The sequence below is a fragment of the Salipiger bermudensis genome (assembly GCF_020171625.1).
Taxonomy (GTDB): domain Bacteria; phylum Pseudomonadota; class Alphaproteobacteria; order Rhodobacterales; family Rhodobacteraceae; genus Salipiger; species Salipiger bermudensis_B.
The window spans coordinates 1-24,339 of sequence record NZ_JAIUZY010000006.1; the positions used below are offsets into that span (position 1 = coordinate 1).

Here is a 24,339-nt window from a genome sequence, read left to right on the forward strand (position 1 = left end):
CCGTCAACGCCATCGCGCCGGGCTATATCGCGACCAACAACACCCAGGCCCTGCGCGACGATCCCGACCGCTCTGCCGCGATCCTCGACCGCATCCCCGCCGGGCGTTGGGGCGATCCCACGGATATCGGCGGGACGGCGGCCTTCCTCGCCTCCCCGGCGGCGACATACATCACCGGGGCCGTGCTCAACGTCGACGGCGGCTGGCTGGCGCGCTGAGTTTGTGTGATGCCGTGAAGGGGCCCCGTCGGATGCGACGGGGCCTTTTCGTTCGCGGTGCTGGCTCTTTTCTCGCGAAGGGGAGCTGACCCTTCAGGCTGGCCCGAGACATGCGCAGCCTCGTTGCAGTCTCCATTTGCCGCAGGCGCGCCCACGAGAACTGTCTGACAACCTTGTTCGCAGGCTGGCGCTACCTCAGACCTTCCCGACGCTGCTTGAACGCAGCAACGCCCGATAGCGCGCCTGGCTGCCCTTGAGATGCTGGCGCATGGTGGCGCGCGCCGCGTCTTCGTCGCCGTCGAGGATGGCGCCCACGATCTGCTGGTGCTCGGCGGAGATCACGTCGAGATACTCGCGCGCGACCGGCTCGGTCTCGGTGTCGGCGAGCGCCTTGCGCGGGATCAGGTTCGACCCGATCATCGACAGGAAGTCGCCGAACCGGGGGTTGTTGGTGGCCTCGGCAATGGCGAGGTGCAGCGCGAAGTCGGCATCTGCGGTGACCTCCCCGGCCTTGGCCGCGCGTTCGACCTCGCGCAGGCAGTCGATGATCTTCTCCTCCTGCGCCGGCGAGCGGCGCTGCGCGGCCAGCGCGGCGGCGTCTGCCTCGACCGCGGTGCGCAGCTCGAGCAGTTCGATCATCGAGGAGATGCGGACGAAATCGATGTTCTGGAACGGCAGCGCCACCGGGGCCGGGGGCGCGAGCACGAAGACGCCGGCACCCTGCCGCGGCTCGACCAAGCCGTCGGCGCGCAGCGAGGAGATCGCCTCGCGCACCACCGTGCGGCTGACGCCGAACTCCTGCGTCATCCGCGCTTCGCTCGGGAGGCGTGCGCCCGGTGGATAGCTGCCAGAGACGATCTGGTCGCGCAGCGCCTCGCGCACCGTCTCGACAAGCGTGCGCCCGGTTTCGGACCGGTCAGAGCGTCGCATCTTGGCTGGCATATCCATGGCTCGCGGGTTCACTTCTCAGACAGGAGGGTGCGCGCGAGTGTGGCATCTGTTCGATTCGTTGTCCATGCAGCGTGCATGAGGGGCGGGGGAGGAGATTGGCGTCGGATTGGTGCCGGGAACAACGGGTTTCAGGCGGCTCGGTGTGAATCTGTCGAACAAGCGCGTAGAAATGTATGACCGCAGGAAGGCTATCCTTCCCGGCGACGACGCGCCTGAACAGGCGGTAACCGCGTCTACCAAAGCCGCCCGCGCACCCCGCCCCATAACACCGGCCCTCCACCGGCGAGCAGAGGTGCCACAATCCGACCGTCTCGGTGGCCCCTCCGGCGCCGGTTTTGCACCGACTGCCCCTTGCGTCCGCCCCTCTAATCCGGTCTATCGCCCCGCACGGAGGAGGCCGGACGCTAGCGAGAGGCTCAGATGGCCGAGACACAGACAACCGGCGCCGCGATCAGCTTCGCGGCCCTTGGAAAGTCCTTTGAGAAAAAGGGCTCGGGTCAGGTCATGGCCCTTGAGGACGTGAGCCTCGAGGTGCCGGCCGGGACGATCACCGGAATCATCGGGCGCTCGGGCGCCGGCAAATCGACGCTTCTGCGCATGGTCAACGGGCTGGAACAGCCGACCACGGGCAGCGTGACGGTCGCCGGGCACGATGTCGGGCGCGCCAGCGCCGCCGAGCTGCGCCACATCCACCGCGATGTCGGGATGATCTTCCAGCACTTCAACCTGCTGAGCTCGCGCACCGTTTACGGCAACGTGGCGCTGCCGCTCGAGATTGCCGGCGTGCCGAGCGCCGAGATCAAGCCGCGGGTCGACGACCTGATCGCGCGCGTGGGTCTCGAGGAGCTGAGCCGGCGCTACCCGGCAGAGCTGTCGGGCGGGCAGAAGCAGCGCGTCGGCATCGCGCGGGCGCTGGCCACCCGGCCCAAGGTGCTGCTCTCGGACGAGGCCACCTCGGCGCTCGATCCCGAGACCACGCAGACGGTGCTGAAGCTGCTGGCCGACATCAACCGCGATCTCGGCCTGACCATCCTGCTGATCACCCACGAGATGGCGGTGGTGCGCGACATCGCCAGCCACGTGGCGGTGATCGACGGTGGCCGCATCGTCGAGCAGGGCACCACCTACGATGTCTTCGCCGAGCCCAAGCATCCGACCACGCGCTCGTTCCTGTCGGGCATCACCGGCGTGACCCTGCCGAGCTTCATCGCCGACCGGCTGCAGCCCGAGCGCCCGCAGGGCGCGGCGCAGGAGGTGATCCGCATCACCTTTGCCGGGCAGCACGCCACCGATCCGATGCTGGCCATGCTGACCTCTGAGCTGGGCATCGCCGTCAACATCCTTGCCGGCGCCATCGAGGAGATCGGGCCGCACCCGTTCGGCAACCTGCTGGTCTCGGTCGAGGCCGGGCGCGGCGCCGAGGCGCGCGCCTATCTGGAACGTCACGCGCTGCTCACGGAGGTGCTGGGCTATGTCGGCTAACCTGATCAACATGCTGCTCGAAGCAACGCTGCAGACGCTCTACATGGTGGCGATCTCCGGCGCGCTCGGCACGATTTTCGGCCTGCCCATCGGCGTCTACCTCGCCGTCTCGCAGCGCGGCGAGCTGCTGTCGTCTCCGGCGGTGAACAAGGTTCTGGGGCTCGTGGTCAACGCCACCCGCTCGGTGCCGTTCATCATCCTCGTGGTGGCGATCATCCCGTTCACGCGACTGATCGCCGGCACCTCCATCGGCACCACCGCCGCCATCGTGCCGCTGACCATCGCCGCGGTGCCGTTCATCGCGCGGCTGGTCGAGAACGCCATCCGCGAGGTCGACAGCGGCCTGATCGAGGCCGCCCGCGCCATGGGCGCCACGCCGCTGCAGATCATCCGCAAGGTGCTGATCCCCGAGGCGCTGCCCGGCATCACGCTGGGCCTGACCCTCGCGGCGGTGAGCCTCATCGGCTATTCCGCCATGGTCGGCGCGGTCGGTGGCGAGGGCTTGGGCGATCTCGGCATCCGCTACGGCTACCAGCGCTTCATGCCCGAGGTCATGCTGGCGGTGGTCGTCATCCTCATCGTGCTGGTCCAGCTCGTGCAGTCCCTCGGCGAGGGTCTGGCCAGACTGGTCGACAAACGCGCGCCGCGCAATCGCGGCCGCTGATCCCTAAATCAAGCATCAGAAGAATGCAGCAAGGAAGGAAAACCCCATGAAGCGACTGATCCCCGTCGTCTCCGCGCTGGCGCTCATCGCCGGCACCGCCTCTGCCGAGGACATCAAGGTCGGCGTCTCGCCCGGCGAACATGCCGAGATCATGGAAGAGGTGGCCAAGATCGCCGAACCAATGGGCCTGAACATCGACGTGGTCGAGTTCTCGGATTACGTGGTGCCGAACCAGGCGCTGGCCGATGGCGACATCGAGGCCAACTCGTTCCAGCACCAGCCCTATCTCGACAACCAGGTCAAGGACCGCGGCTTTGCGCTGGTGCCGGTGGCGACCACCATCACCACCCCGATGGGCGTCTACTCCGACAGTATCACCGACATGGAGGCCTTCCCCGAGGGCGGCTCCATGGGCATCCCGAACGACCCGACCAACGGTGGCCGCGCGCTGCTGGTGCTGCAGAGCCTCGGCCTGCTGAAGCTCGCCGAGGGCACCGGCCTCGTGCCGACGGTGCTCGACATCGTCGAGAACCCCAAGGGCATCAAGTTCCGCGAGCTCGACGCCGCGCAACTGCCGCGCTCGCTGGCCGATCTCGATGCGGCGCTGATCAACACCAACTACGCCATCGCCTCGGGCCTGAACCCGAAGGAAGATTCCATCGCGATGGAAAGCGCCGACAACCCCTACGTGAACATCATCGTGGTGCGCGAAGGCGACGAGGAGCAGCCCTGGGTGCAGCCGCTGATCGACGCCTATCACAGCCCCGAGATCAAGGCGTTCATCGACGAGAAGTACCAGGGCACCGTGCTGACCTCCTGGTAAGCGCAGTCCTCTTGTGACAGCGAAAGGGCGGCCCGTCGGGGCCGCCCTTTTTGCTTTGTGCTTGGGGGGGAATTGGCGCTGGCCCGATCCGGGGGAACGTTGCTGTGTCAGGCGCGGCACGGGCGACGAGGCCAGTGGCTTGTAGTGAAGAGCCACCGTGCGGCAGAGCGAAAGCGGCGCGCCACCGCCGTCGGCTCGTCCTGATCAGGGAAACCGCCCGCCGGAGGCCTCAGGCCTTGGCGACCGGGGCTGCGTCTGCCTCGAGACGGGCCTCGATCACGGCAAGCTCGGCCATCTTGAGGATCGCGTCGCGGCTCGAGGCCGCGGCGATGAAGCGCGCCTTGTGGCAGAACTTGGCCCCCGTCACGCCCGACGCCTGCTCGAGCTCCGCGCCCGACAGGCCTGCCCAGGCCGCCGGCAGGTCGGCCCGTTGCTCGAAGCCCTGATCGTGCTTGCGGATGCCGCCCAAGGTCCATTCGCCGGCGCCGCGCGGGGTCACCACGAAGAGCAGGTGCTCGGCACCCGCCTCGATCACCGCGGGCCGGAAGGGCATTCCCATCGGCAGCTCGAGGATCGGGCTGTCGCCCGCCGCGCGGATGGCCTCGGCGGCCAGCGTTTCGGCGCGCCGCTTGGCGGCGCTGCGCGCGACGCGGGCCTCGACGAACTGCCGCGCGATCTCGACCGCGGCGTGGAAGGCGCGGGTCTCGCTCTCGGGGTCGGTGTCGTCGAAGACCGGCTTGAGGGTCTCGATCAGCCCGGGCAGGGTCAGCGACGACAACGGGCCCCCCTCGGAGAGGCTCACCGTGCCGTTGTCGACCTGATCGACGGGCAGCACGAAGCTGCGGTCGAACGAGGCGTGGACCGTCTCGAGATCCGCCTCGGGAATGTCGAAGCTCCTCAGGAAGTCGAGGCCGAAATGCTTCCAGACAAGCCCGAACGAGCTGTAGGGGGTGCCGTCCTCGCGCAGCGGGCTTTCGCGCTGGTGATGGTCGAAGATCCCGCCCTCGGGGTCATAGGCGCCGCCGACGTCGTAGATCAGGCGGCCTTCGGCGGGCGTGATCCACTCGGGGGCGCGACTGCGCACGACCTCGGCCTCGGGATGCAGGCGGGTGAGGATGACGGTCGACAGCACTTCATCGGCATGGAAGCCGCCGGAATGAGTGACAAGGGTGCTGATGGTCATCTGGGTCGTCCTGCTGCTGGGAATGCCCGCCCCCTATGGCATCGCTCGCGGCGCCGCAAGATGCGAGGGCGGCTGGATCGGCGTGCAAGGGGGCCGGTTGGGGCGAGGAGATGATGGGGCTGGGCGACCGGTCTACGCGTCGGCGGGCGCCGCGACGCGGTGAGGCTTGCCGCCCGTCACGCCGGTGGCGGAGCCGCCGTCAAAGGGACGGGGGCCTGCCTTGGATCAGGTGAGCACCGCTGGCCGCCTCACGCGGCCAGCAGTCTTGACTGGGTGAGCGCGCGGCGCTCAGGGGCGCAGCATGACCTTTCCCGAACGGCCCGGGGTCAGCGCGGCTTTCATCGCATCGGCACATCGCGACAACGCGTAGCTGCCCTCGCTTTCGAGCGGCAGCTCGCCGCGTGTGGCCAGCTCGACCAGTTCGCCGATCAGGCGGCGGCGGGTCTCGGGGGCCATCTCCTTGCTGACGCGCGCGCCCCAGAAGCCCTTCACCGTGACATGCTTGGTGATCAGCTCGCCTGAGGACAGCGCCAGCGGCGCCCCGGTCGCGGTGCCGAAGACGACCAGCTCGCCATCGGTGCCGAGCAGGTCGACGAGGTGCGTGGCCATCTCTCCGCCCACCGAGTCGATGGCAGAGACCGCGCCGGCCTCGCCGATCAGCGCCCGGGCCTTCGATTTCCAGTCCGGATCGGCGGTGGAAAGCACGTTGGTCATGCCGGAGCGCAGCAACTCGTTGGCCGCCTCGTCGCGGCGCACGAGGTTCAGCAGGTGGATGCCGCGCGCCTTGGCGAGACCGGCCATGATCTTGCCGACCGCGCCGTTCGCGGCGGTCTGGACCAGCCATTCGCCCTTGCCGACCTTGAGCGTTTCGAGCAGCGACAGGGCGCTGAACGGCATCGCCACGAGCTGGGCGCCGGCGGTGTCCGAGATGGCCTCGGGCAGCGGCAGAAGCGTCGCGGCGGGGGCGGTGAAATACTCGGCCCACGCGCCGTGCACCCCGGCGACGGACACGCGTTTCCCGAGCAGATCGGGATCGACGCCCTCGCCAAGCGCCTCGACGATGCCGAGCGCTTCAGAGCCGCCGATGGCGCCGGGAAGCGGCGGCTTGTAGCCGTAGTTGCCGCGGATCGTCCACAGATCATGGTTGTGGATCGGCGACAGAACCATGCGGATCAGCGCCTCGCCGGCGGCCGGCTCGGGGCGCTCGATTTCGCGCGCGGCAAGTACATCGGCGGGCTCGCCGAAGGTGTCGTGGATGGCAGCGAACATGCTGGTTGGTCCTTTCGGTTGGTCAGGAGGCCCCGGTGGGGGCAAGCTGGGCAGAGGTTTCCTCGCGCGCCATGAGGAGAGCCGCGTCGCTCTGGGCGAGCTTGGCCAGCACCGCGGCGCCGAGCCACTTGGCGTAGAGCATCCGGGCCGTGGCCTCGGGATCGTCGACGCGGGCCACGGTGCCGTCTTCGGCGCCGTCCCGCAGCAGCCGGGCGATGCGGTCGACCACGGCGTCGACGCCCCGGTCGAGGATCTCGCGCATCGGCGCCGACAGGTCGGCCACCTCTGCGCCAAGCTTCACCACGAGACACTCTCCGGCGATGCCCGCCTGTCCGGCCTCGGTCAGCCACGCATCCCAGAACCGCATGAGCTTGCCGCCCGCCGGGCCGGGCGCGGCGATGAGGGCGTCGAACCGATCGAGATAGCCCGCGACGTACTCCTCGAGCAGCGCCGTGCCGAAGGCCTCCTTGGAGGCGAAGTAGTAGTAGAACGACCCCTTCGGTACGCCGCTTTCGGCGAGGATGCGCGACAGGCCCACTCCCGAGAACCCGTGCCGCAGCAGCAGGCTGCGCCCGGCGTCGAGAATGCGTTTCCGCGTGAGATCCGATTTGCTTTCCTCTGTCATGGGCGGTGAGTTAATCAGTAATAGACCGGTCGTCTAGTGCTGGTCGCGAAGCTGTGATGGGCTTGGCTGTCGCGCCGGATCTTGTCATGCGGAGGCAGGTGCGAGACCTGAGGCGAGGTCGCGGAGCGCTGCGCCGGGGAGGGCGTGCCCAAGAGAGGAGCTTGCGTGGCGGAGGAGCCGCTTTGGCCGCGCGCCGCAAGCGCGCTGGCTTTGCAGTGATGCGGAGCCGGGCCTGCGAGCCGCTTTGCCTCACCGGTCCTGATCCGCGCGACACCGGGCTGCGAGGGCTGCTCTGTCCGACGCGCGCAGCGTCCGAAACACCACGCCCCGACGCCCCACGCGCCACAACGCGGCGCGCCATGCCTCGCAAGCAGGCGCCCGTCGGTGTATCCAGCGCCGACACCCACGCGCGAGGCCCGTCATCAAACGCTACCCCTCCATCCAGGCGCTGCGCGCCATCGAAAGCGTTGCCCGCCATGGCGCGCTCTGGCGTGCCGCGGCCGAGCTCAACGTCACCCGCAGCGCGATCAGCCACCAGCTTCGGCTGCTCGAGGCTGATCTGGGCTTCAAGATCGTCGAGCGCAGCGGCAACAAGTCCGAGATCACGCCCCGCGCGCGGGCCTATGCCGAGGACGTGCGCCGCGCCCTGAGCATGATCGCCAGCTCGACCGCGCGGGTGGCGCAGGCGGGGCTGACCGGGTCGCTGACGATCAGCGCAACGCCCGGCTTCGCCGACGGCTGGCTCTGTCTGCATCTCGGCGATTTCGTCGCCGAGCATCCCGACGTGGTGGTCAGGGTGCTCAGCTCGCACAGGATGGCCGACACCACCAATCCCGAGATCGACACCTTCATCACCTTCGGCCACGAGCCGCGCCCCCATCTCAGAAGCACGCCGCTGTTCTCGGTCGAGTTCACGCCGCTGTGCAGCCCGGCCTATCTCAGCCGGTTCGAGAATTTCAACGACCTGCGCATTCTGCAGCAGGCCACGCTTCTGCACATGACCGATTTCAGCGACTGGGAAGACTGGATGACCCGCTCGGGGCTGCCCCCCGAGGAGGCCCGGCGCGGCATCTGTTACTCGGACATGAACATCGTGCACACGGCGGTGCTCGCGGGGGAGGGGATCGCCATCGGCGACACCGTCCTGTGGGGCAAGGACCTGCGCGCGGGGCGCCTGATGCGGCCCTTCGCGGCCTCCCTGCACAAGAAGACGGGGTATTTCATTTGCACGCCGGAGGAAAACATCGACAACCCCATTGTCGAGGCGTTCCACAAGCGGCTGTTGTCAAAGGTGGAATTCGAGCCTCTCTCACCGGATCGGACCGCGTGACAAATTTGGTTTGTCGCGCGCCTGAATAGGTTTCATTTGCAGTCCACCGCCTCACGCCGCAGTTTCGGGCCAACACGGACAGCAATGAAGAGCGAGGCGATTGTGGGCGACACAGCGCAGATCGAAGCCCGTTCGGTCGGACGGACATGCGGGGCCTCCCGTGCGCGGCGAGACACGTTTCAGCGTAACACCCGAGGCGCGGTGCTTGCCCTGCGGGGTCCTTTCGGCGCGGGAAAAACCCCCTGTCTCATACCGCCCGGCGGCAAAGCGCAGATGGCCGCGACACCCGCATCGATGACGTGACCGACGCCCCGCCGCGCTTACGTCGGCGCGTCTGACCCTCACCATCCCGGTGCTGCCCGCCAGTCGCGCCGTCAGGGGCGTGTGCCCGGCGTGACCCGATCCGCTCCGGACGTGCGCGGCTTCCCCCTGCAACCCACACACTCCCGACGCCAAGAAAAGGGTGACCCATGCATTTTGGACTGACCGAAGAACAGGAGATGATCGTCTCCACCGTGCGGAGCTTTGTCGAGAACGAGATCTATCCGCACGAGGCGCTTGTCGAGCGCACTGGCGAGGTCCCGGCGGAGATCGCGCAGGAGATCAAGCAGAAGTGCCTCGACCTCGGCTTCTACGCCTCGAACTTCCCCGAAAGCGTCGGCGGGCCGGGCCTGAGCCACGTCGATTTCGCGCTGGTCGAGCGCGAGCTTGGCCGTGGCTCTATGGCCCTGACCCACTTCTTCGGGCGCCCGCAGAACATCCTGATGGCCTGCGAGGGCGCGCAGGTTGAGAAATACCTGATGCCCGCCGTGCGCGGCGAGAAGATGGACGCACTTGCGATGACAGAGCCGGATGCGGGCTCGGACGTGCGCGGCATGAAGTGTCAGGCGGTGCGGGACGGGGGCGACTGGGTCATCAACGGCTCGAAGCACTTCATCTCGGGCGCCGAGCACGCCGATTTCGTCATCGTCTTCGTTGCCACCGGCGTCGACGAGACCCCGCGCGGCCCCAAGAAGCGGATCACCTGTTTCCTCGTGGATCGCGGCACGCCCGGCTTCGAGATCGCGCGCGGCTACAACTCGGTGTCCCATCGCGGTTACCAGAACTCGATCCTCTATTTCGACAATTGCCGCCTGTCGGATGCGCAGGTGCTGGGCGAGGTCGACGGCGGTTTCGAGGTGATGAACGAATGGCTCTATGCCACCCGCATCACCGTGGCGACCAACTCGGTGGGCCGCGCCCGCCGGGTCTATGATCACGCGGTCGCCTATGCCGCCGAGCGCAAGCAGTTCGGCCAGCCGATCGGCAGGTTCCAGGGCGTGAGCTTCCAGATAGCCGACATGATCACCGAGATCGACGCCGCCGACTGGCTCACCCTCGCCGCGGCATGGCGCCTCGATCAGGGGCTGCCCGCGAACCGCGAGATCGCCTCGGCCAAGCTCTATGCCTCGGAGATGCTGGCGCGGGTGACCGATGCGGCGCTGCAGATCCATGGCGGCATGGGCCTGATGGACGAGCTGCCGATCGAGCGGTTCTGGCGCGACGCGCGCGTCGAGCGGATCTGGGACGGCACCTCGGAGATCCAGCGCCACATCATCAGCCGCGAGATCTTCCGGCCGCTGGGGGCCTGAGCCATGTCGCCGCTGAGCCGTTTCTTCTCTCCGCAGGCTATCACCGTGATCGGCGGTGGCGCGTGGTGCGAGGCGGTGGTGCGCCAGTGCCGCGCCACCGGCTTCACCGGCCCGATCTGGCCGGTCCACCCGACGCGATCCGAGGTCGGGGGCGAGCCGGCCTATCCCGACCTCGCCGCGCTGCCGGGGGTGCCGGATGCTGCCTTCATCGGCGTCAACCGCGCGCTGACCGTCAGGATGGTGGGGGCGCTATCCGAGATGGGCTGCGGCGGCGCTGTGTGCTTCGCCGCCGGCTTCTCGGAGGCGGTGTCCGAGCTTGCCGACGGCGAGGAGCTGCAGGCGGAGCTGGTCGCCGCGGCGGGCGAGATGCGCGTGCTGGGGCCGAACTGCTACGGCATCGTCAACGCGCTTGACGGCGTGGCGCTCTGGCCCGACCGGCACGGCATGAGCCCGGTCGAAAGCGGCGTCGCGGTGATCGGTCAGTCGTCGAACGTGCTCATCAACCTGACCATGCAGCGCCGGGGCCTGCCGCTTGCCGCCGTGGTCGCGGCTGGCAATCAGGCGCAGACCTCGATGTCGGCTCTCGGCATCGCGCTGCTGGAGGACCCGCGCATCACCGCGCTTGGCCTGCATATCGAGGGCATCAGCGACCTGCGTGCCTTCGAGGCGCTTGCCGCCCGCGCCGCCGAGCTCGGCAAGCCCATCGTGGCGCTGCGGGTCGGCGCGTCCGAGCAGGCGCAGGCGGCGGCGGTCTCGCACACCGCCTCGCTCACCGGCTCGGATGCGGGCGCGCGGGCGCTGCTACGGCGGCTGGGGATCGCGCAGGTGGACACGCCCTCCGAGCTGGTCGAGACGCTGAAGATCCTGCACGTCACCGGCGGTCTGCTTTCGGCGCGCATCGCCTCGGCCTCGTGCTCCGGCGGTGAGGCCTCTCTGATGGCCGACATGGGCGCGCGCGCCGGGGTCGCATATCCCGCGCTCACCGACACGCAGGAGACCGGGTTGCGCGACGCGCTCGGCCCCAAGGTCGCGCTCGCCAACCCGTTGGATTACAACACCTATATCTGGGGCGACGAAGACGCGCTCACCGCCACGTTCACGGCGCTCTGTGATCCCGGGGCGGAGCTTGGCCTTGGCTGCGTGGTGGTGGATTATCCGCGTGACGACCGCTTCGACGCACCCGATTACGAGCAGGTTCTGCGCGCCGTGGCCAAGACCCGCGATGCCACCGGCACGCCGATGGCGGTGGTGTCGCTGCTGGCGGATGGGCTGCCCGAGGCCGTGGCGCAACGGGCGCTCGGGATGGGCATCGTGCCGCTCTGCGGCATGGGCGACGCGCTGACCGCGATCCGGGCCGCCGTCGCGGCGCCCTCGGGCGCCAACGCCCGCCCCGAGCCGGTGACCCTGCCGCTGAACGGCCAAGGCGCGGCGCGGGTGTTCTCGGAGGCCGAGGCGAAGACGCTGCTGCAACGCTTCGGTGTGCGCGTCCCCGGATCGGGACGCGCCGGTGAGGCCGGGGAGGCCGCCGAGACCGCGACGCAGATCGGCTTTCCGGTGGTGCTCAAGGGCGAGGGCATCGCCCACAAGACCGAGGCCGGGGCCGTGGTGCTCAACCTCGGCTCCGCGCAGCAGGTCAGCGACGCTGCGGCAGGGATGCCGGCGACGAGCTTCCTCGTCGAGGAGATGATCACCGACACCGTGGCCGAGCTGATCCTCGGGGTGACGCGCGATCCGGCGCATGGCTTCGTGCTGACGCTGGGCCTCGGGGGCATCCTCACCGAGCTGATCCGCGATACCGCCTCCGTGCTGATCCCGGCCAGCCGCGAGGACATCCGCGCGGCGCTCGAAAGCCTGCGCACCGCGCCGCTGCTCACCGGCTACCGCGGCCGACCCGGCGCCGATATTGACGCGGTCATCGAGACCGCGATGGCCGTGCAAACGCTGGTGCAGGACCACGCCAGCGCCCTGCACGAGATTGAAATCAATCCGCTGATCTGCCGTGCCACGGACGCGGTGGCGGCGGATGCCCTCATCAGGATGGAAGAATGACCCAGAACGTCTTGACGACCCGCCGCGGCGCGGTGCTCGAAGTCACCCTGAACCGGCCCAAGGCCAACGCCATCGACATGGCCACGAGCCGCGAGCTGGGCGAGATCTTCACCGAATTCCGGGACGATCCAGAGCTGCGCGTGGCGCTCCTCACCGCGCAGGGTGAGAAGTTCTTCTGCCCGGGCTGGGATCTCAAGGCCGCGGCCGAGGGGGAGGCGGCGGACGCAGATTACGGCGTCGGCGGCTTCGGCGGCCTGCAGGAGCTGCGCGGCCTCAACAAGCCGGTGATCGCCGCGGTCAACGGCATCGCCTGCGGCGGCGGGCTCGAGCTGGCGCTCGGCGCCGACATCATCCTCGCTGCTGATCATGCGAGCTTTGCGCTGCCCGAGATCAAGTCCGGCACCGTGGCCGATGCCGCGACGATCAAGCTGCCCAAGCGCATCCCCTACCACATCGCCATGGAGCTGCTCTTTACCGGGCGCTGGTTCGATGCCGAGGAGGGCCATCGCTGGGGTCTGATCAACCGCATCCTGCCCGCCGCCGAGCTGATGGCCGAGGCGCGCAAGATGGCCGACGAACTGGCCGCGGGCCCGCCGCTGGTCTTTGCCGCGATCAAGGAGATCGCCCGCGAGGCCGAGGACATGAAGTTCCAGGACGCGCTCAACCGCATCAACGCCAGCCAGTTCGAGACGGTGGAAAAGCTCTACCGCTCCGAGGACCAGAAGGAAGGCGCCCGCGCCTTTGCCGAGAAACGTGACCCGGTCTGGAAAGGCCGGTAAGGAGACCCCCATGACCCTCCAGATGAACCGCAAGCCCTTCATCACCGCCGCCATCACCGGCGCGGGTGCCACGCAGGACAAGAGCCGTCTGGTGCCGCGCTCCCCCGCCGAGATCGCCGATGCCGCCATCGACGCCGCCAAGGCCGGGGCCGCGGTGGTGCATTGCCACGTCCGCGATCCCGAAACCGGCGCGCCCTGCCGCGACCGGGCGCTGTTCCGCGAGGTGACCGACCGCATCCGCGCCTCCGATGTCGACGTGGTGCTGAACCTGACCGCCGGCACCGGAGGCGATCTGACCTTCGGCGATGTCGAGACCCCGATGGAGCTCGACGGTCCCAACACCGACATGCCCGGCGCCACCGAGCGCATGGCGCATATCCGCGACTGCCTGCCCGAGATCTGCACCCTCGATTGCGGCTCGATGAATTTCGGCGACGGCACCTACGTGATGACCAACACCACCGAGATGCTGCGCGCCATGGGCCGGATGATGACCGAGCTTGGCGTGAAGCCCGAGATCGAGGCCTTCGACACCGGCCACCTGTGGTTCGCCAAGCAACTGGTGAACGAGTGCGTGCTCGAGGATCCGGCGCTGGTACAGCTCTGCATGGGCATCCCGTGGGGCGCGCCGGGCGACATGAACACCTTCATGGCGATGGTGAACAACGTGCCTGCGGGCTGGACGTGGTCGGCCTTCAGCCTTGGTCGGGACGAGATGCCCTATGTCGCCGCCGCGGCGCTGGCGGGCGGCAACGTGCGCGTGGGGCTCGAGGACAACCTCTATCTCGAGCGCGGCGTGATGGCGACCAACGCGCAGCTTGTCGAGAAGGCGGCGAGCATCCTGTCCAACATGGGCGCCTCGCTGATGGGGCCTCAGGAAGTGCGCAACCAGCTCGGCCTCGTCAAGCGTGACATGCCGGTGCCTGCATGAGCCGGGCAGCCCTCATCGGCGGCGGCGTCATCGGCGGCGGCTGGGCGGCACGCTTCCTGCTCAACGGCTGGGACGTGGCGCTGTTCGACCCGGCCCCCGAGGCCGCGCGCAAGCTCGCGGCGGTGCTCGACCGCGCCCGTGCCTCGCTTCCGGCGCTCTACGACCGGCCTTTGCCGCCCGAAGGCGTGCTCCGCGTCTGCGACACGCTCGAAGAGGCCGTAGAGGGCGCCGACTGGGTGCAGGAGAGCGTCTCGGAGCGGCTGGATCTGAAGCAGGGGGTTTATGACCGGATCGCGGCGGTCCTGCCCGAGGGCGGCTTCATCGCGTCGTCGACCTCGGGCTTCAAGGCTTCCGACCTCGCCTCGAATGGTGCGCCCGTCGTGGTGGTGCACCCGTTCAACCCGGTCTACCTGCTGCCGCTGGTCGAGATCACCGGCGCGCCGGAGCTGCGCGCAAGGGCGCTGCCGGTGGTGCAGTCGCTCGGGATGGTCCCGCTCGAGATGCAGACCGAGATCGACGCCTTCATCGGCAACCGCTTCCAGGAGGCGATCTGGCGCGAGGCGCTGTGGATGATCCGCGATGGCATCGCCACCACGGCACAGATCGACGACGCCATCCGCATGGGATTTGGCCTGCGACTTGCGCAGATGGGCCTGTTCGAAACCTACCGCCTCGCCGGCGGCGAGGCCGGCATGGCCAGCTACATCGAGCAGTTCGGCCCCTCGCTGCACTGGCCGTGGTCGCGGCTCACCGACGTGCCCGAGCTCGACGCCGCGCTGATCGGGGCGATCGGCGACCAGTCCGACGCCCAGTCGGGGCACCTGAGCATCGCCGAGCTGGAGCAGCTCCGGGACGACAATCTCGTGGCCATCCTGCGCGGCCTGCGCCGCACCAAGAGCGGCGCCGGGGGCGTCATCGTCGCGCATGAGGCGCGGCTTGCGGCGGGCGGCGAGATCGACGGCCTGCCGATCACCTCGCGCCGCGCCGTGCCGGTCACATGGACCGACTACAACGGCCACATGAACGAGGCCGCCTATCTCGAGCTTGGCACCTGGGCGACCGATAGCCTGATGACGCTGGTGGGGGCCGACGAGGTCTATGTGGCCAGCGGCAAGAGCTTCTTCACCGTCGACACCCGCATCCGCTATCTCGACGAGGTGCACCGGGGCGCGCTGCTTACCGTGACCACGCAGGTGCTCGAGGGCGCCGGCAAGAAGATGAAGCTCTTCCATCGCGTCCTGAAGGAGGACGGCAGCCTTGCCGCCACCATCGAGACGCTGATGCTGCACACCGACCTCACCACCCGCCGGGCCTGCCCGCCCGAGCCGCAGGTGGCGCGGGCGCTCGAGGACCTTGCCGCCCGTCACGCCGGGCGCCCCGCCGAGGGCGCAGGCGGGGCGGTCGGCCAACGCAACTGACCAACGGAGATCGCCATGTCCCCCGAAGAGAAACAGACCCGCGAAGAACTGGCCGCCTGCTACCGGCTGGCGGCGCTGCACAGGTTCACCGACCTGATCTACACCCACATCACCGCCCGGGTGCCGGGCGAAGACGGGCACTTCCTCATCAACCCCTACGGCTGGCGCTGGGAAGAAATCACCGCCTCGTCGCTGGTCAAGATCGATGTCGACGGCAACAAGGTCGACGGCAGCCCGCACCGGGTGAACCCGGCGGGCTTCACCATCCATTCCGCCGTGCACATGCATCGCCATGACGCGGCGTGGATCATGCACACCCACACCCGCGCGGGCGTGGCGGTGTCGTGCATGGAAGACGGTCTGCTGCCGCTCAACCAGATCTCGCTGCAGTTCCACAACCGCATCGCCTATCACGACTTCGAGGGCATCGCGCTCGACCTCGCAGAGCGCGAGCGCATCGTGGCGGATTTCGGCGATCACCCGGTGCTGGTGCTGCGCAACCACGGGCTCATCGCCACGGGGCGCAGCGCGGCGGAGATGTTCAACAACATGTTCTACCTCGAGCGCGCCTGCGAAATTCAGGTCGCGGCAACGTCGTCGGGACAGAAGCTTCGGCTTGTGGATGACGAGACCGCCGGTCATGTCCATGCGCAATACGTGCAGATGAACGAGGAAGACGGCGACCTGCAGCTCGAATGGGAGGCGCACCTGCGCTCCATCGACGGGCTTGGCAGCGACTACCGCGCCTGACCTCGCGGAACGCCATCGCGCAGGGGGCGCGCCGGGATGGCCGCGCCCGCGGCGAAGGCTATGTCAGCGGCAATGCCCGCATCGTGGCGGGCTGAAACGACACAGGACGAAAGGCAGTCTCATGAAACAGGTCTCGATCAAGGCGCCCGGCGGGCTCGACAATCTGGTGGTGAGCGACGCGGCCGAGCCGGCCGCGCCGGGCCGCGGCGAGATCACCGTGCGCCTCCATGCCAGCTCGCTCAACTACCACGACTACCGCGTCTGCGCGGTCGAGGGCGCTCTGCCCGACGGGCGCATCCCGATGGCCGATGGCGCCGGCGTGGTCGAAGCGGTCGGCGCGGATGTCACCGACTTCGCCGAGGGCGATCACGTGGTGTCTGGGTTCTTCCCCGGCTGGCTGACCGGTGACGCGCGCCCCGTCGATTTCGCGACCACGCCCGGCGACGGCTGCGACGGCTTTGCCCGCGAGCGCGTCACCCTTCCGGCCACGAGCTTCACCCGCACGCCCGCAGGCTGGTCGCACGAGGAAGCCGCGACGATCACCACGGCGGGCCTGACCGCGTGGCGCGCACTGGTGGTGGATGCCGGCATCAAGGCGGGCGACGTGGTCGCGGTTCTGGGCACCGGCGGCGTCTCGATCTACGCGCTGCAACTGGCCAAGGCGATGGGGGCGACGGTGATCGCGACCTCGTCCTCGGATGCCAAGCTCGACCGTCTGCGCGAGCTCGGCGCGGACCACGTCATCAACTACCGCAGCACCCCGAAATGGGGCGAGGAAATGCGCCGCCTGACCGGCGGGCGCGGCGTCGACATCGTGGTCGAGGTCGGCGGACCGGCGACGCTGTCGCAGTCGATCGTCGCGGGCCGTCCCGGGGCGCATCTGGCGCTGATCGGCGTGCTGACGGGCGCCTCGGGAGAGATCCCCACGGCGCTGCTCATGGCGCGGCAACAGCGGCTTCAGGGGCTGATCGTCGGCTCGCGGGAGCATCAGCAGGACTTCGTGAAGGCGCTCGAGGTGCTTGACCTGCGCCCGGTCATCGACCGCAGCTTCCCGCTGGAAGAGCTGGCCGAGGCGTTCCGCTACCAGGAGAGCGGCGCGCATTTCGGCAAGATCTGCGTCACCATGTAAGCCCGCGCCGCAAGCTCGACGGCCCACCTTCGTGCGGGCCGTCGGATGCGCGGCGCGTCCCGACGTCGCAACGCTAGGGGCGGTGCCACCGCGTCGGTTGCGTGCCGGAGGCCGCGCCTGTCGGTGTTGGTTTGCCCCGCCCGATGGTGTTTGCCTCTAAGCCGCCGTTTCAGAGGGCTTGCCCTCCCCGCGGCGCGTGACCTCTTCCTGACGCGACGAGGGCTTTTGCCCACCCCCGTCCGCCGCGAGGCTGGTGAGCGTTAGTCCCACGGCCGACGGTTGTTCCAAGTTCCCCCGCGATCGAACACGGGGCGGTCAGACCCTGCGGAGAGGATCTATCGCCGCGCCACGCGCCAGACCAGCTCGCGCACCCAGCGATGCATGGCCGAGGCGTTGGTATGCGCGGCCCAGACCAGCGAGACGTCGAACCGCCCCGGGAACGGGCAGTCGGCCACCTTGAGCCGGTCGGCGTTCCATTCGCCCAACCGGCGCGGCACCGTGGCCACGAGGTCCGACTCGACGATCAGCGTCGCAAGCCCCGCGGGGCTCGGCGCCACCACGACCGGATCGATCCGGTGCCCCGCCGCCTCGAGTTCGCGCAGATAGGCGGATTGCCAGCCGCCGCCGTAGTCGATCAGCACGTGGTTGAGCCCGAGATAGCCCTCGATGTCGAGCGCGGTGTCGGCCAGCGGGTGTGCCGCATCCATCAGGCAGGCATATTCCTCGGCGTAAAGCCTGCGCGAGTGAAAGCCGGATTCCGAGCGCGCGAACGGCCCGATCAGCACATCGGCCTCCCGGTTGAGCAGGCGCAGATGTCCATCGCCAAGCGCGTTGATGACCTTCACCGTCATCCCCGGCGCAGCGCGGCGGATCTCGTTGACCAGCGCCGGGATCAGCAGCACGCGCTCGTAGTAGTTGCAGGCGATGGTGACATTCTGCGTCGCGCTCCCCGGATCGAAGGCATCGGGCTGCAGCATCTCGTCCAGCATCCCGAGGATCTGCAGCGACCGTGCGAGGATCTCCTCGCAGCGGTCGGTCGAGACCTGCCGGCCGCCCTCGCGCACGAAAAGCGGATCGTGAAAGCAGGCCCGCAGCTTGGCGATGGTGTAGCTGACCGCCGACTGGTTGACGTTGAGCTTTTCCGCCGCGGCGGTGAACGAGCCAAGCTCGTGTACCACCCGCAAAAGATTGAGCGCGGCAAAGTCGATGCTGGAGGGATCGGGGGTGGGCTGCGCCATGAAGTCACCTCGCGTCGGCTGGGCACTCATCGAATTTTTCGATGGCAGGTAATCATTCCATCGCATTGCTTGGCAAGGTCGCTTTTCCCTAGAGTGTCGGCAGAGGAGAACTTTGGGAGGAGTTCATGGCACTGGCACCGCTTGACGGGGCGATTACGCTCGATCAACTGAGTTCAGACCCCTATCCGATCTATCGCCGCCTGCGCGCCGAAAGCCCGGTGCTGCGGGTCGCCTCGACGGGCCGGACCCTGCTCACCAAGGCGGCGCTGACCAAGGCGGTCAAGGACAACCCCGAGCTGTTCAGCAGCGATGACCCGCAGACCCCGATGAAGCCGGCCTTCCGAGCGCACACGCTGATGCGCAAGGACGGTCGGGAGCACTTCGTCGAGCGCAAGGCCATCTCCAAGGCGCTCACGCCCACGCGGATCAAGACCGACTGGGGGCCGCTCTATGAACGGCTTGCCGAGGACTACATTGCCCGGCTGCCGCGCGGCGAGACGGTGGATCTCTTCACCGATCTCTGTGGTCCGCTGGCGGCACGTATCCTCGCGCATATCCTCGGCATCCCCGAGGCCAGCGACGAGCAGATGATGCGCTGGTCGCAGTTGCTCATCGACGGGGCGGGCAATTTCGGCTGGAAACCCGAGCCCTTCGCAGCCTCGGATGCGGCCAATGACGAGATGGATGCGCTGTTCGCCGAGCTTGAGCCGATCCGGCGCGTTGAGCCCGACGGCTCTGCCTATTCGCTGATGCTGACCGCCGACGATCCGATCCCGATGAGCCAGATCCACGCCAACATCAAGATCGCCATCGGCGGCGGCATCAACGAGCCGCGCGATGCGCTGGCGACGATCCTCTACGGCCTGCTGACCAACCCCGACCAGCTCGCCGAGGTGCGCGCGCAGGAAGCATGGGACAAGGCCTTCGAGGAGGGCATCCGCTGGGTCGCGCCGATCCAGGCCAGCTCGCGGCTGGTCACCGAGGACACCGAGCTGGGCGGGTTCGACATCCCCAAGGGCGACACGGTGATGACGATCCAGGCCTCGGCCAACCGCGACGAAGAGCTGTTCGAGGATGGCGAGTCGTTCTTCGTGTTCCGCGACAAGAACCCGCATCAGGCCTTCGGCAACGGCCCGCACCACTGCGCCGGGGCGCATGTGGCGCGCCGCACCGTCGGCAAGATCATCCTGCCGATGCTGTTCGACCGCTTCCCGAACATGTCGCTGCCAAACCCGGAGGAGGTGGTGTGGAAGGGCTTCGGCTTCCGCGGGCCGATCAACTTGCCGGTGGTGCTCAACTGAGCCCGTCGGGACGTGAGACAGACGAGGAGGAGAGGACGATGATCAGGGTGACCTACGTGGCCCATGACGGGGCCGAGACGGTGATCGAGGCCGAAGAGGGCACCAGCGTGATGCAGGCCGCGGTCTCGAACGATGTCGACGGCATCGTCGGCGAATGCGGCGGGTCGATGATGTGCGCCACCTGCCACTGCTATGTCGACGAGGCGTGGGAGGCCAAGACCGGCCAGCGCTCCGACGACGAGGACGAGATGCTCGAGGGCGCCGCCTCCGAGGTCACCGGGCGCTCGCGCCTGTCCTGCCAGATCAAGCTCGACCCGTCGCTCGACGGGCTGGTGGTGCACCTCCCGGAGGAGCAGTTGTGAGCCCATCGCGGGTGGTCATCGTCGGCGCGGGGCAGGGCGGTCTTCAGGCCGCGATCAGCCTGCGCCAGAGCGGCTTTGACGGTGCGATCACCCTGATCGGCGCCGAGCCGGGGCTGCCCTATCAGCGCCCGCCGCTGTCGAAGGCCTACCTGCTCGACGGCAAGGCCGAGGCGCTGACCCTGCGCCCCGAGAGCTTCTTCGAGAGCAAGCAGGTGGCCTATCTGCCCGACACGCGGGTGCTTGAAATCGACCGTCAGGCGCAAGAGGTGCATCTCGATGGCCCGGGAGAGGCGCGCCGTATGGGCTACGATCACCTGGTCCTCGCCACCGGCACCCGCAACCTGCGCCCGCCCATCGACGGGCTGGAGCACGCCTGCGACCTGCGCACGCTGGCTGATGCCGCGCGCCTGCGCGAGGCGCTGGCGGCCCCCCGGCGCATCGCGGTGATCGGCGGCGGCTTCATCGGCCTCGAGTTTGCCGCCGTGGCGCGCAAGCTCGGCCACGACGTGAGCGTGATGGAGGCCGCGCCGCGCCTGATGGCGCGGGCGGTGTCGCCGGCGATGTCGCGGCATTTCGAGGCGTGGCACCGGGCACAGGGCGTCGCGCTGCATCTCGGCCGCGCCGCGATCGGCGTCGATGCGGGGGGCGTGTCGCTCGATGATGGCGCGCGGGTCGAGGCCGATTTCGTCCTGCTGGCGGCGGGCGTACGCCCCAACACCGAACTGGCCGAGGCGGCGGGGCTGGAAACCGAGAACGGCGTCTGCGTGAACGCGCAGCTGCTCAGCTCGGACCCGGCGATCTCGGCGCTTGGCGACTGTGCCAGCTTCCCCGATCCGCGCAGCGGTGCCATGGTGCGGCTGGAAAGCGTTCAGGCCGCGACCGATCACGCCCGGCTGATCGCCGCCCGAATCGCCAAGGGCGCCTGTCCGGACTATGCTGCCGTGCCGTGGTTCTGGTCCGATCAGGGCGATCAGAAATTGCAGATCGCGGGCTTTGCCGGCCCAGGGGCGACGGAGGAGGTCGTCGCGGACGGGCTGGTCGCGCGGTTCGACGCGGGCGGCCTTGCGGCGGTGGAGACCGTCAACAATGCACGCGCCCACATGAAGGCGAGGCGGCTTCTGGCGCCGGGGGGATCGGCCGATCTCGCCGCGCTGAAAGAGGCCATCGCCGCCTGAGCGGGAGATTGTCTTGCGCCGCCCGAGAGGGCGGCCCAGGGTCCAAACAAGGGTTCAAACGGGAGGAGAACCATGAAGATCACGTCACTCGCAACGGCAGCAACGCTTGCCGTCTCGCTGGCCGCCTCGACCGAGGCGCAAGAGCTGAAATATGCCAACTGGGCGCCGCCGTTCCACACCATCACCGAAGCGCAGATCGAGCCGCTCGCCAGCGCCCTGGCCGAGGGATCGGCAGACGGCGCGAGCCTGCGCGCCTTCCATGGCGGCGAGCTCGGCGCGGGACCTGCGGACCAGTATGTCCGCATCGTTCAGGGCACCGCGGATATGGGCTGGGGCCTGCCGGGCTACACCTCGTCGCAATTCCCCAAGACGCTGATCGTCGAGCTGCCTGGCGCGCTGCCGCTCGAGGAGCCGGGCTATGCCGCGCTGTGGCGCGCCTACGAGTCCGAGCTCAAGGGCGAGTTCCCGATGACCGAGGCGATCGCGCTCTGGGGTGCCGAGCCCAACATCCTGATGATGAAGGACCGCGAGGTCCTGAGCCCCGGCGATCTCAGCGGTCTGAAGATCCGCGTCGCGGGCTCCATCGCCGCCGAGGCGATGGAGGCGCTTGGCGCGACGCCGGTGCAGCTGCCGATGACGCAGGTCTATAACGGCCTCCAGACCGGCCTGATCGACGGGCTGGTCAGCGGCGCCTCGGTGCTGTCGGACTTCAAGCTCAACGAGGTGGTGAGCTCCGTTACCACCGGGCCGAACCTTGGCCGTCTCACCTTCTACACGGTGATGAACAAGGGCGTCTACGACGGCCTGTCCGACGAGGCGCGCGCGGCGCTCGACGAGATCAAGGGCGAGCCGATCTCGAAGATGACCGAGGAGGCCTGGGTCGCGACCGCCGACAAGGCGCTCGAGGAAGCGCGCAGCTCGGACAGCATCACGGTCAACGATCTCGACGCCGACGCGAGCAAGGCGTTTGACGATGCGCTGGCCGAAGTGACCGATGCCTATGTCGCCGAGGTCGGCGGCGAGGCGGCGCTGGCGGCGATCCAGGGCCAGTGATGCGCGGTCTGCAAAACCTTGCGGAGGGGCTGATCCGCCTCTCCGCGATCATCGGCACGCTCGGCCTGCTCTTCGTGGTGGCCGTGATCGTGATCGACGTGGTCGGGCGCAATTTCGGGGCGCCGCTCTACGGGGCGCAGGATCTCGTGATGATGACGATGGTGATCGTGGTGTTCGGCGGCATGGCGCTTTGCGGTCGCGAGGACGGGCATATCGTCGTCGACATCCTCGAGCCGCGCTTCCCGCCGCGCCTGAACCGCGCCATCGATCTGGTCGCCGGCCTGCTGGGGGCGGCGATCTTCGTGACGATCGCCTACACCGTCTTCAAGAGCGCCCAGCTCAGCCAGATGCTGAACCTGTCGAGCAACCTGCTGCGCCTGCCCACGGCGTGGTTTCAATACGCGCTTTGCGCCCTGTCGCTGGTCGCCGCGCTGGCGCTGATCCTGCGCGCGCTGATCGCGCCGCGCCGCGCCCATCCGGAGCAGAACACACCATGAGCCCGGTTCTGATCGGCAGCGCCGGCTTCGTGCTGCTGCTTGCCCTGCTTCTGCTGCGTATCCCAGTGGCCTTTGCCATGTTCACCGTGGGCTTTGTCGGCATCTGGATCCTGAACGGGCTGCAGGCGGCCACCGGCTTGCTGGCCTCCGAGACCTTCGCGCTGGCCTCCAACTCCGAGCTGATCGTGGTGCCGCTGTTCATCCTGATGGGCAACGTGGCGAGCGTGACCGGCATGAGCCGGCGGCTCTACGAGGCCGCCTATGCCACCATCGGGCAGGTGCGCGGCGGGCTCGCCGCCGCCACGGTGATCGGCTGCGGCGGCTTTGCCGCGCTGTCGGGCTCTTCGGTGGCCTCTGCGCTGACCATGGGCCGCACCGCGCTGGCCGAGATGGACCGCTTCAACTACAGCCCGCGCCTCTCGACCGGGGTGGTCGCGGCGGGCGGCACGCTGGGCATCTTGATCCCGCCCTCCACCGGCTTCGTGATCTACGCCATCCTGACCGAGCAGAGCATCGGGCGGCTGTTCATGGCCGGTGTTCTGCCGGGCATCCTGCTGCTGACACTGTTCCTGCTGACGGTGCTGCTGCTCTGCGCGCTGAAACCCTCGCTCGGTCCGAAGGGCCCGGCCACGACGCTGTCGGAAAAGGGGCGGGCGTTTCTCGGCGCGATCCCGATCCTCGTGGTGATCCTGCTGACCATCGGTGGCATCTACACGGGCGTGTTCTCCCCCACCGAGGCGGCTGGCGTCGGCGCGGCTCTGGTCATCGTGATCGGCGCGGTGAGCCGCACGCTGGATCTGCGCAGCTTCTGGCAGGCGGCGCGCAGCAGTGTCGTCACCACCGCCTCGGTGATGCTGATCCTGATGGCGGCGCACCTGATCAACCCGTTCATCGCCCTGAGCCACCTGCCCGCCGAGGTCAGCCGGATGCTCGTGGCCTTCGATCTGGGCGCCTACGGCACGCTGATCCTGATCCTCGCGATCTACCTCGTGCTCGGCTGCTTTCTCGAGGGGCTGGCGATGCTGGTGCTGACGCTGCCGATCTTCATGCCGGTGATCCTGTCGCTCGGCATCGATCCGATCTGGTTCGGCGTGCTGGTGGTGCTGACGCTCGAGATGGGGCTGATCTCGCCGCCTGTGGGGATCAACGTCTTCATCGTGAAGTCGGTGGCCCGCGACGTGCCGCTGAGCGAGATCTTCTGGGGCGTGATCCCGTTCTGGTTCGCGATGCTGGTGACGCTCGCCCTGCTGGTGGCGCTGCCGCAGCTCTCGCTGTGGCTGCCGGGTATGATGTAGCGCCTGCTTCTGAGAGACCGCGGCCCTTGCGCTGTGTCGCGGTCTGGCGGGGCAGGACAGGGTTCGGCCAAAGCACGCTCGGTGCGGTTCACTTAAGACCTGAGGCGCAGGCCCTGCGCCTCAGGTCTTGGGCTTGGCGGGGAGGGGCGAGGGACGATGCGACGGTTTCGCTCCAGCGCGATCCGC

The 24,339-nt window shown here is 68.5% G+C and carries 23 protein-coding genes; 18 read left to right on the plus strand and 5 right to left on the minus strand.

Annotated features, from left to right (window positions below):
* The coding region (locus tag LCM15_RS11995) for an SDR family oxidoreductase (RefSeq protein ID WP_224856690.1) at nt 1-218 on the plus strand (218 nt) is incomplete at its 5' end.
* A gap of 195 nt (nt 219-413) precedes the next feature.
* Here the strand turns inward: LCM15_RS11995 and LCM15_RS12000 are convergent.
* Complete coding sequence (locus tag LCM15_RS12000) at nt 414-1,148, minus strand: FadR/GntR family transcriptional regulator (RefSeq protein WP_224856692.1); 735 nt, start codon at nt 1,146-1,148, stop codon at nt 414-416.
* A gap of 441 nt (nt 1,149-1,589) precedes the next feature.
* Here LCM15_RS12000 and LCM15_RS12005 point away from each other — a divergent pair, with 441 nt between their 5' ends.
* Genes LCM15_RS12005 through LCM15_RS12015 form a run of 3 tightly spaced genes read left to right on the plus strand, consistent with a single transcriptional unit; the run spans nt 1,590 to nt 4,138 of the window.
* Nucleotides 1,590-2,651, plus strand: coding sequence for a methionine ABC transporter ATP-binding protein (locus tag LCM15_RS12005; RefSeq protein ID WP_224856694.1), 1,062 nt, complete (start codon nt 1,590-1,592; stop codon nt 2,649-2,651).
* Entirely contained in the window at nt 2,641-3,315 is a 675-nt protein-coding gene (locus LCM15_RS12010) for a methionine ABC transporter permease (RefSeq protein WP_224856696.1), read from the plus strand. Before LCM15_RS12005 ends, LCM15_RS12010 begins: the two co-directional genes overlap by 11 nt.
* Before the next feature lie 46 nt (nt 3,316-3,361).
* Nucleotides 3,362-4,138, plus strand: a complete 777-nt coding sequence (locus LCM15_RS12015; protein ID WP_224856698.1) for a MetQ/NlpA family ABC transporter substrate-binding protein — start codon at nt 3,362-3,364, stop codon at nt 4,136-4,138.
* 229 nt (nt 4,139-4,367) lie between these two features.
* On the opposite strand, the gene LCM15_RS12020 is transcribed toward LCM15_RS12015, so the two are convergent.
* The 3 genes from LCM15_RS12020 to LCM15_RS12030 all read right to left on the minus strand — a co-directional run bounded on the left by LCM15_RS12020 (nt 4,368) and on the right by LCM15_RS12030 (nt 7,215).
* The gene (locus LCM15_RS12020; protein ID WP_224856700.1) at nt 4,368-5,321 is read right to left on the minus strand and encodes an MYG1 family protein; all 954 of its coding nucleotides are present in this window, start codon (nt 5,319-5,321) and stop codon (nt 4,368-4,370) included.
* A gap of 288 nt (nt 5,322-5,609) precedes the next feature.
* Complete coding sequence (locus LCM15_RS12025; protein WP_224856702.1) at nt 5,610-6,590, minus strand: zinc-binding dehydrogenase; 981 nt, start codon at nt 6,588-6,590, stop codon at nt 5,610-5,612.
* Nucleotides 6,591-6,612: 22 nt separating this feature from the next.
* Entirely contained in the window at nt 6,613-7,215 is a 603-nt protein-coding gene (locus LCM15_RS12030) for a TetR/AcrR family transcriptional regulator (RefSeq protein ID WP_224856704.1), read from the minus strand.
* Between the two features lie 448 nt (nt 7,216-7,663).
* Between LCM15_RS12030 and LCM15_RS12035 the strand changes: the two genes are divergently transcribed.
* The 8 genes from LCM15_RS12035 (at nt 7,664) to LCM15_RS12070 (ending at nt 17,232) form a co-directional block, all read left to right on the plus strand.
* Complete coding sequence (locus LCM15_RS12035; protein WP_263619638.1) at nt 7,664-8,545, plus strand: LysR substrate-binding domain-containing protein; 882 nt, start codon at nt 7,664-7,666, stop codon at nt 8,543-8,545.
* A gap of 470 nt (nt 8,546-9,015) precedes the next feature.
* Nucleotides 9,016-10,176 (plus strand): acyl-CoA dehydrogenase family protein, encoded by a 1,161-nt coding sequence (locus tag LCM15_RS12040; protein WP_224856706.1) that lies wholly within the window; start codon nt 9,016-9,018, stop codon nt 10,174-10,176.
* 3 nt (nt 10,177-10,179) lie between these two features.
* Complete coding sequence (locus LCM15_RS12045; protein WP_224856709.1) at nt 10,180-12,225, plus strand: acetate--CoA ligase family protein; 2,046 nt, start codon at nt 10,180-10,182, stop codon at nt 12,223-12,225.
* The gene (locus LCM15_RS12050; RefSeq protein ID WP_224856711.1) at nt 12,222-13,004 is read left to right on the plus strand and encodes a carnitinyl-CoA dehydratase; all 783 of its coding nucleotides are present in this window, start codon (nt 12,222-12,224) and stop codon (nt 13,002-13,004) included. The genes LCM15_RS12045 and LCM15_RS12050 overlap by 4 nt, the downstream gene beginning before the upstream one ends.
* A gap of 10 nt (nt 13,005-13,014) precedes the next feature.
* Nucleotides 13,015-13,935 (plus strand): 3-keto-5-aminohexanoate cleavage protein, encoded by a 921-nt coding sequence (locus LCM15_RS12055; RefSeq protein ID WP_224856713.1) that lies wholly within the window; start codon nt 13,015-13,017, stop codon nt 13,933-13,935.
* The gene (locus LCM15_RS12060; protein WP_224856716.1) at nt 13,932-15,353 is read left to right on the plus strand and encodes a carnitine 3-dehydrogenase; all 1,422 of its coding nucleotides are present in this window, start codon (nt 13,932-13,934) and stop codon (nt 15,351-15,353) included. The genes LCM15_RS12055 and LCM15_RS12060 overlap by 4 nt, the downstream gene beginning before the upstream one ends.
* Before the next feature lie 15 nt (nt 15,354-15,368).
* On the plus strand, nt 15,369-16,103 hold the full coding sequence (locus LCM15_RS12065; RefSeq protein WP_224856718.1) for a class II aldolase/adducin family protein: 735 nt from the start codon (nt 15,369-15,371) through the stop codon (nt 16,101-16,103).
* Nucleotides 16,104-16,224: 121 nt separating this feature from the next.
* On the plus strand, nt 16,225-17,232 hold the full coding sequence (locus tag LCM15_RS12070) for a zinc-dependent alcohol dehydrogenase family protein (protein ID WP_224856720.1): 1,008 nt from the start codon (nt 16,225-16,227) through the stop codon (nt 17,230-17,232).
* A gap of 335 nt (nt 17,233-17,567) precedes the next feature.
* Here LCM15_RS12070 and LCM15_RS12075 read toward each other — a convergent pair whose 3' ends face one another.
* Nucleotides 17,568-18,470, minus strand: a complete 903-nt coding sequence (locus LCM15_RS12075) for a LysR family transcriptional regulator (protein WP_224856722.1) — start codon at nt 18,468-18,470, stop codon at nt 17,568-17,570.
* Between the two features lie 125 nt (nt 18,471-18,595).
* Here LCM15_RS12075 and LCM15_RS12080 point away from each other — a divergent pair, with 125 nt between their 5' ends.
* The 6 genes from LCM15_RS12080 to LCM15_RS12105 all read left to right on the plus strand — a co-directional run bounded on the left by LCM15_RS12080 (nt 18,596) and on the right by LCM15_RS12105 (nt 24,153).
* Entirely contained in the window at nt 18,596-19,771 is a 1,176-nt protein-coding gene (locus LCM15_RS12080; protein ID WP_224856724.1) for a cytochrome P450, read from the plus strand.
* A 38-nt stretch (nt 19,772-19,809) separates the two neighbouring features.
* Complete coding sequence (locus tag LCM15_RS12085) at nt 19,810-20,133, plus strand: 2Fe-2S iron-sulfur cluster-binding protein (protein ID WP_224856726.1); 324 nt, start codon at nt 19,810-19,812, stop codon at nt 20,131-20,133.
* A complete protein-coding gene (locus LCM15_RS12090) occupies nt 20,130-21,308 on the plus strand; it encodes an NAD(P)/FAD-dependent oxidoreductase (RefSeq protein WP_224856728.1) in 1,179 nt (392 codons plus the stop codon). The genes LCM15_RS12085 and LCM15_RS12090 overlap by 4 nt, the downstream gene beginning before the upstream one ends.
* A gap of 72 nt (nt 21,309-21,380) precedes the next feature.
* Nucleotides 21,381-22,361 carry a TRAP transporter substrate-binding protein gene (locus LCM15_RS12095; protein WP_224856730.1) on the plus strand — a complete coding sequence of 327 codons (981 nt, stop codon included), beginning with the start codon at nt 21,381-21,383 and terminating at the stop codon, nt 22,359-22,361.
* A complete protein-coding gene (locus LCM15_RS12100) occupies nt 22,361-22,858 on the plus strand; it encodes a TRAP transporter small permease (RefSeq protein WP_224856732.1) in 498 nt (165 codons plus the stop codon). The genes LCM15_RS12095 and LCM15_RS12100 overlap by 1 nt, the downstream gene beginning before the upstream one ends.
* Nucleotides 22,855-24,153 carry a TRAP transporter large permease gene (locus LCM15_RS12105; protein ID WP_224856734.1) on the plus strand — a complete coding sequence of 433 codons (1,299 nt, stop codon included), beginning with the start codon at nt 22,855-22,857 and terminating at the stop codon, nt 24,151-24,153. The genes LCM15_RS12100 and LCM15_RS12105 overlap by 4 nt, the downstream gene beginning before the upstream one ends.
* Nucleotides 24,154-24,339 lie beyond the last annotated feature (186 nt).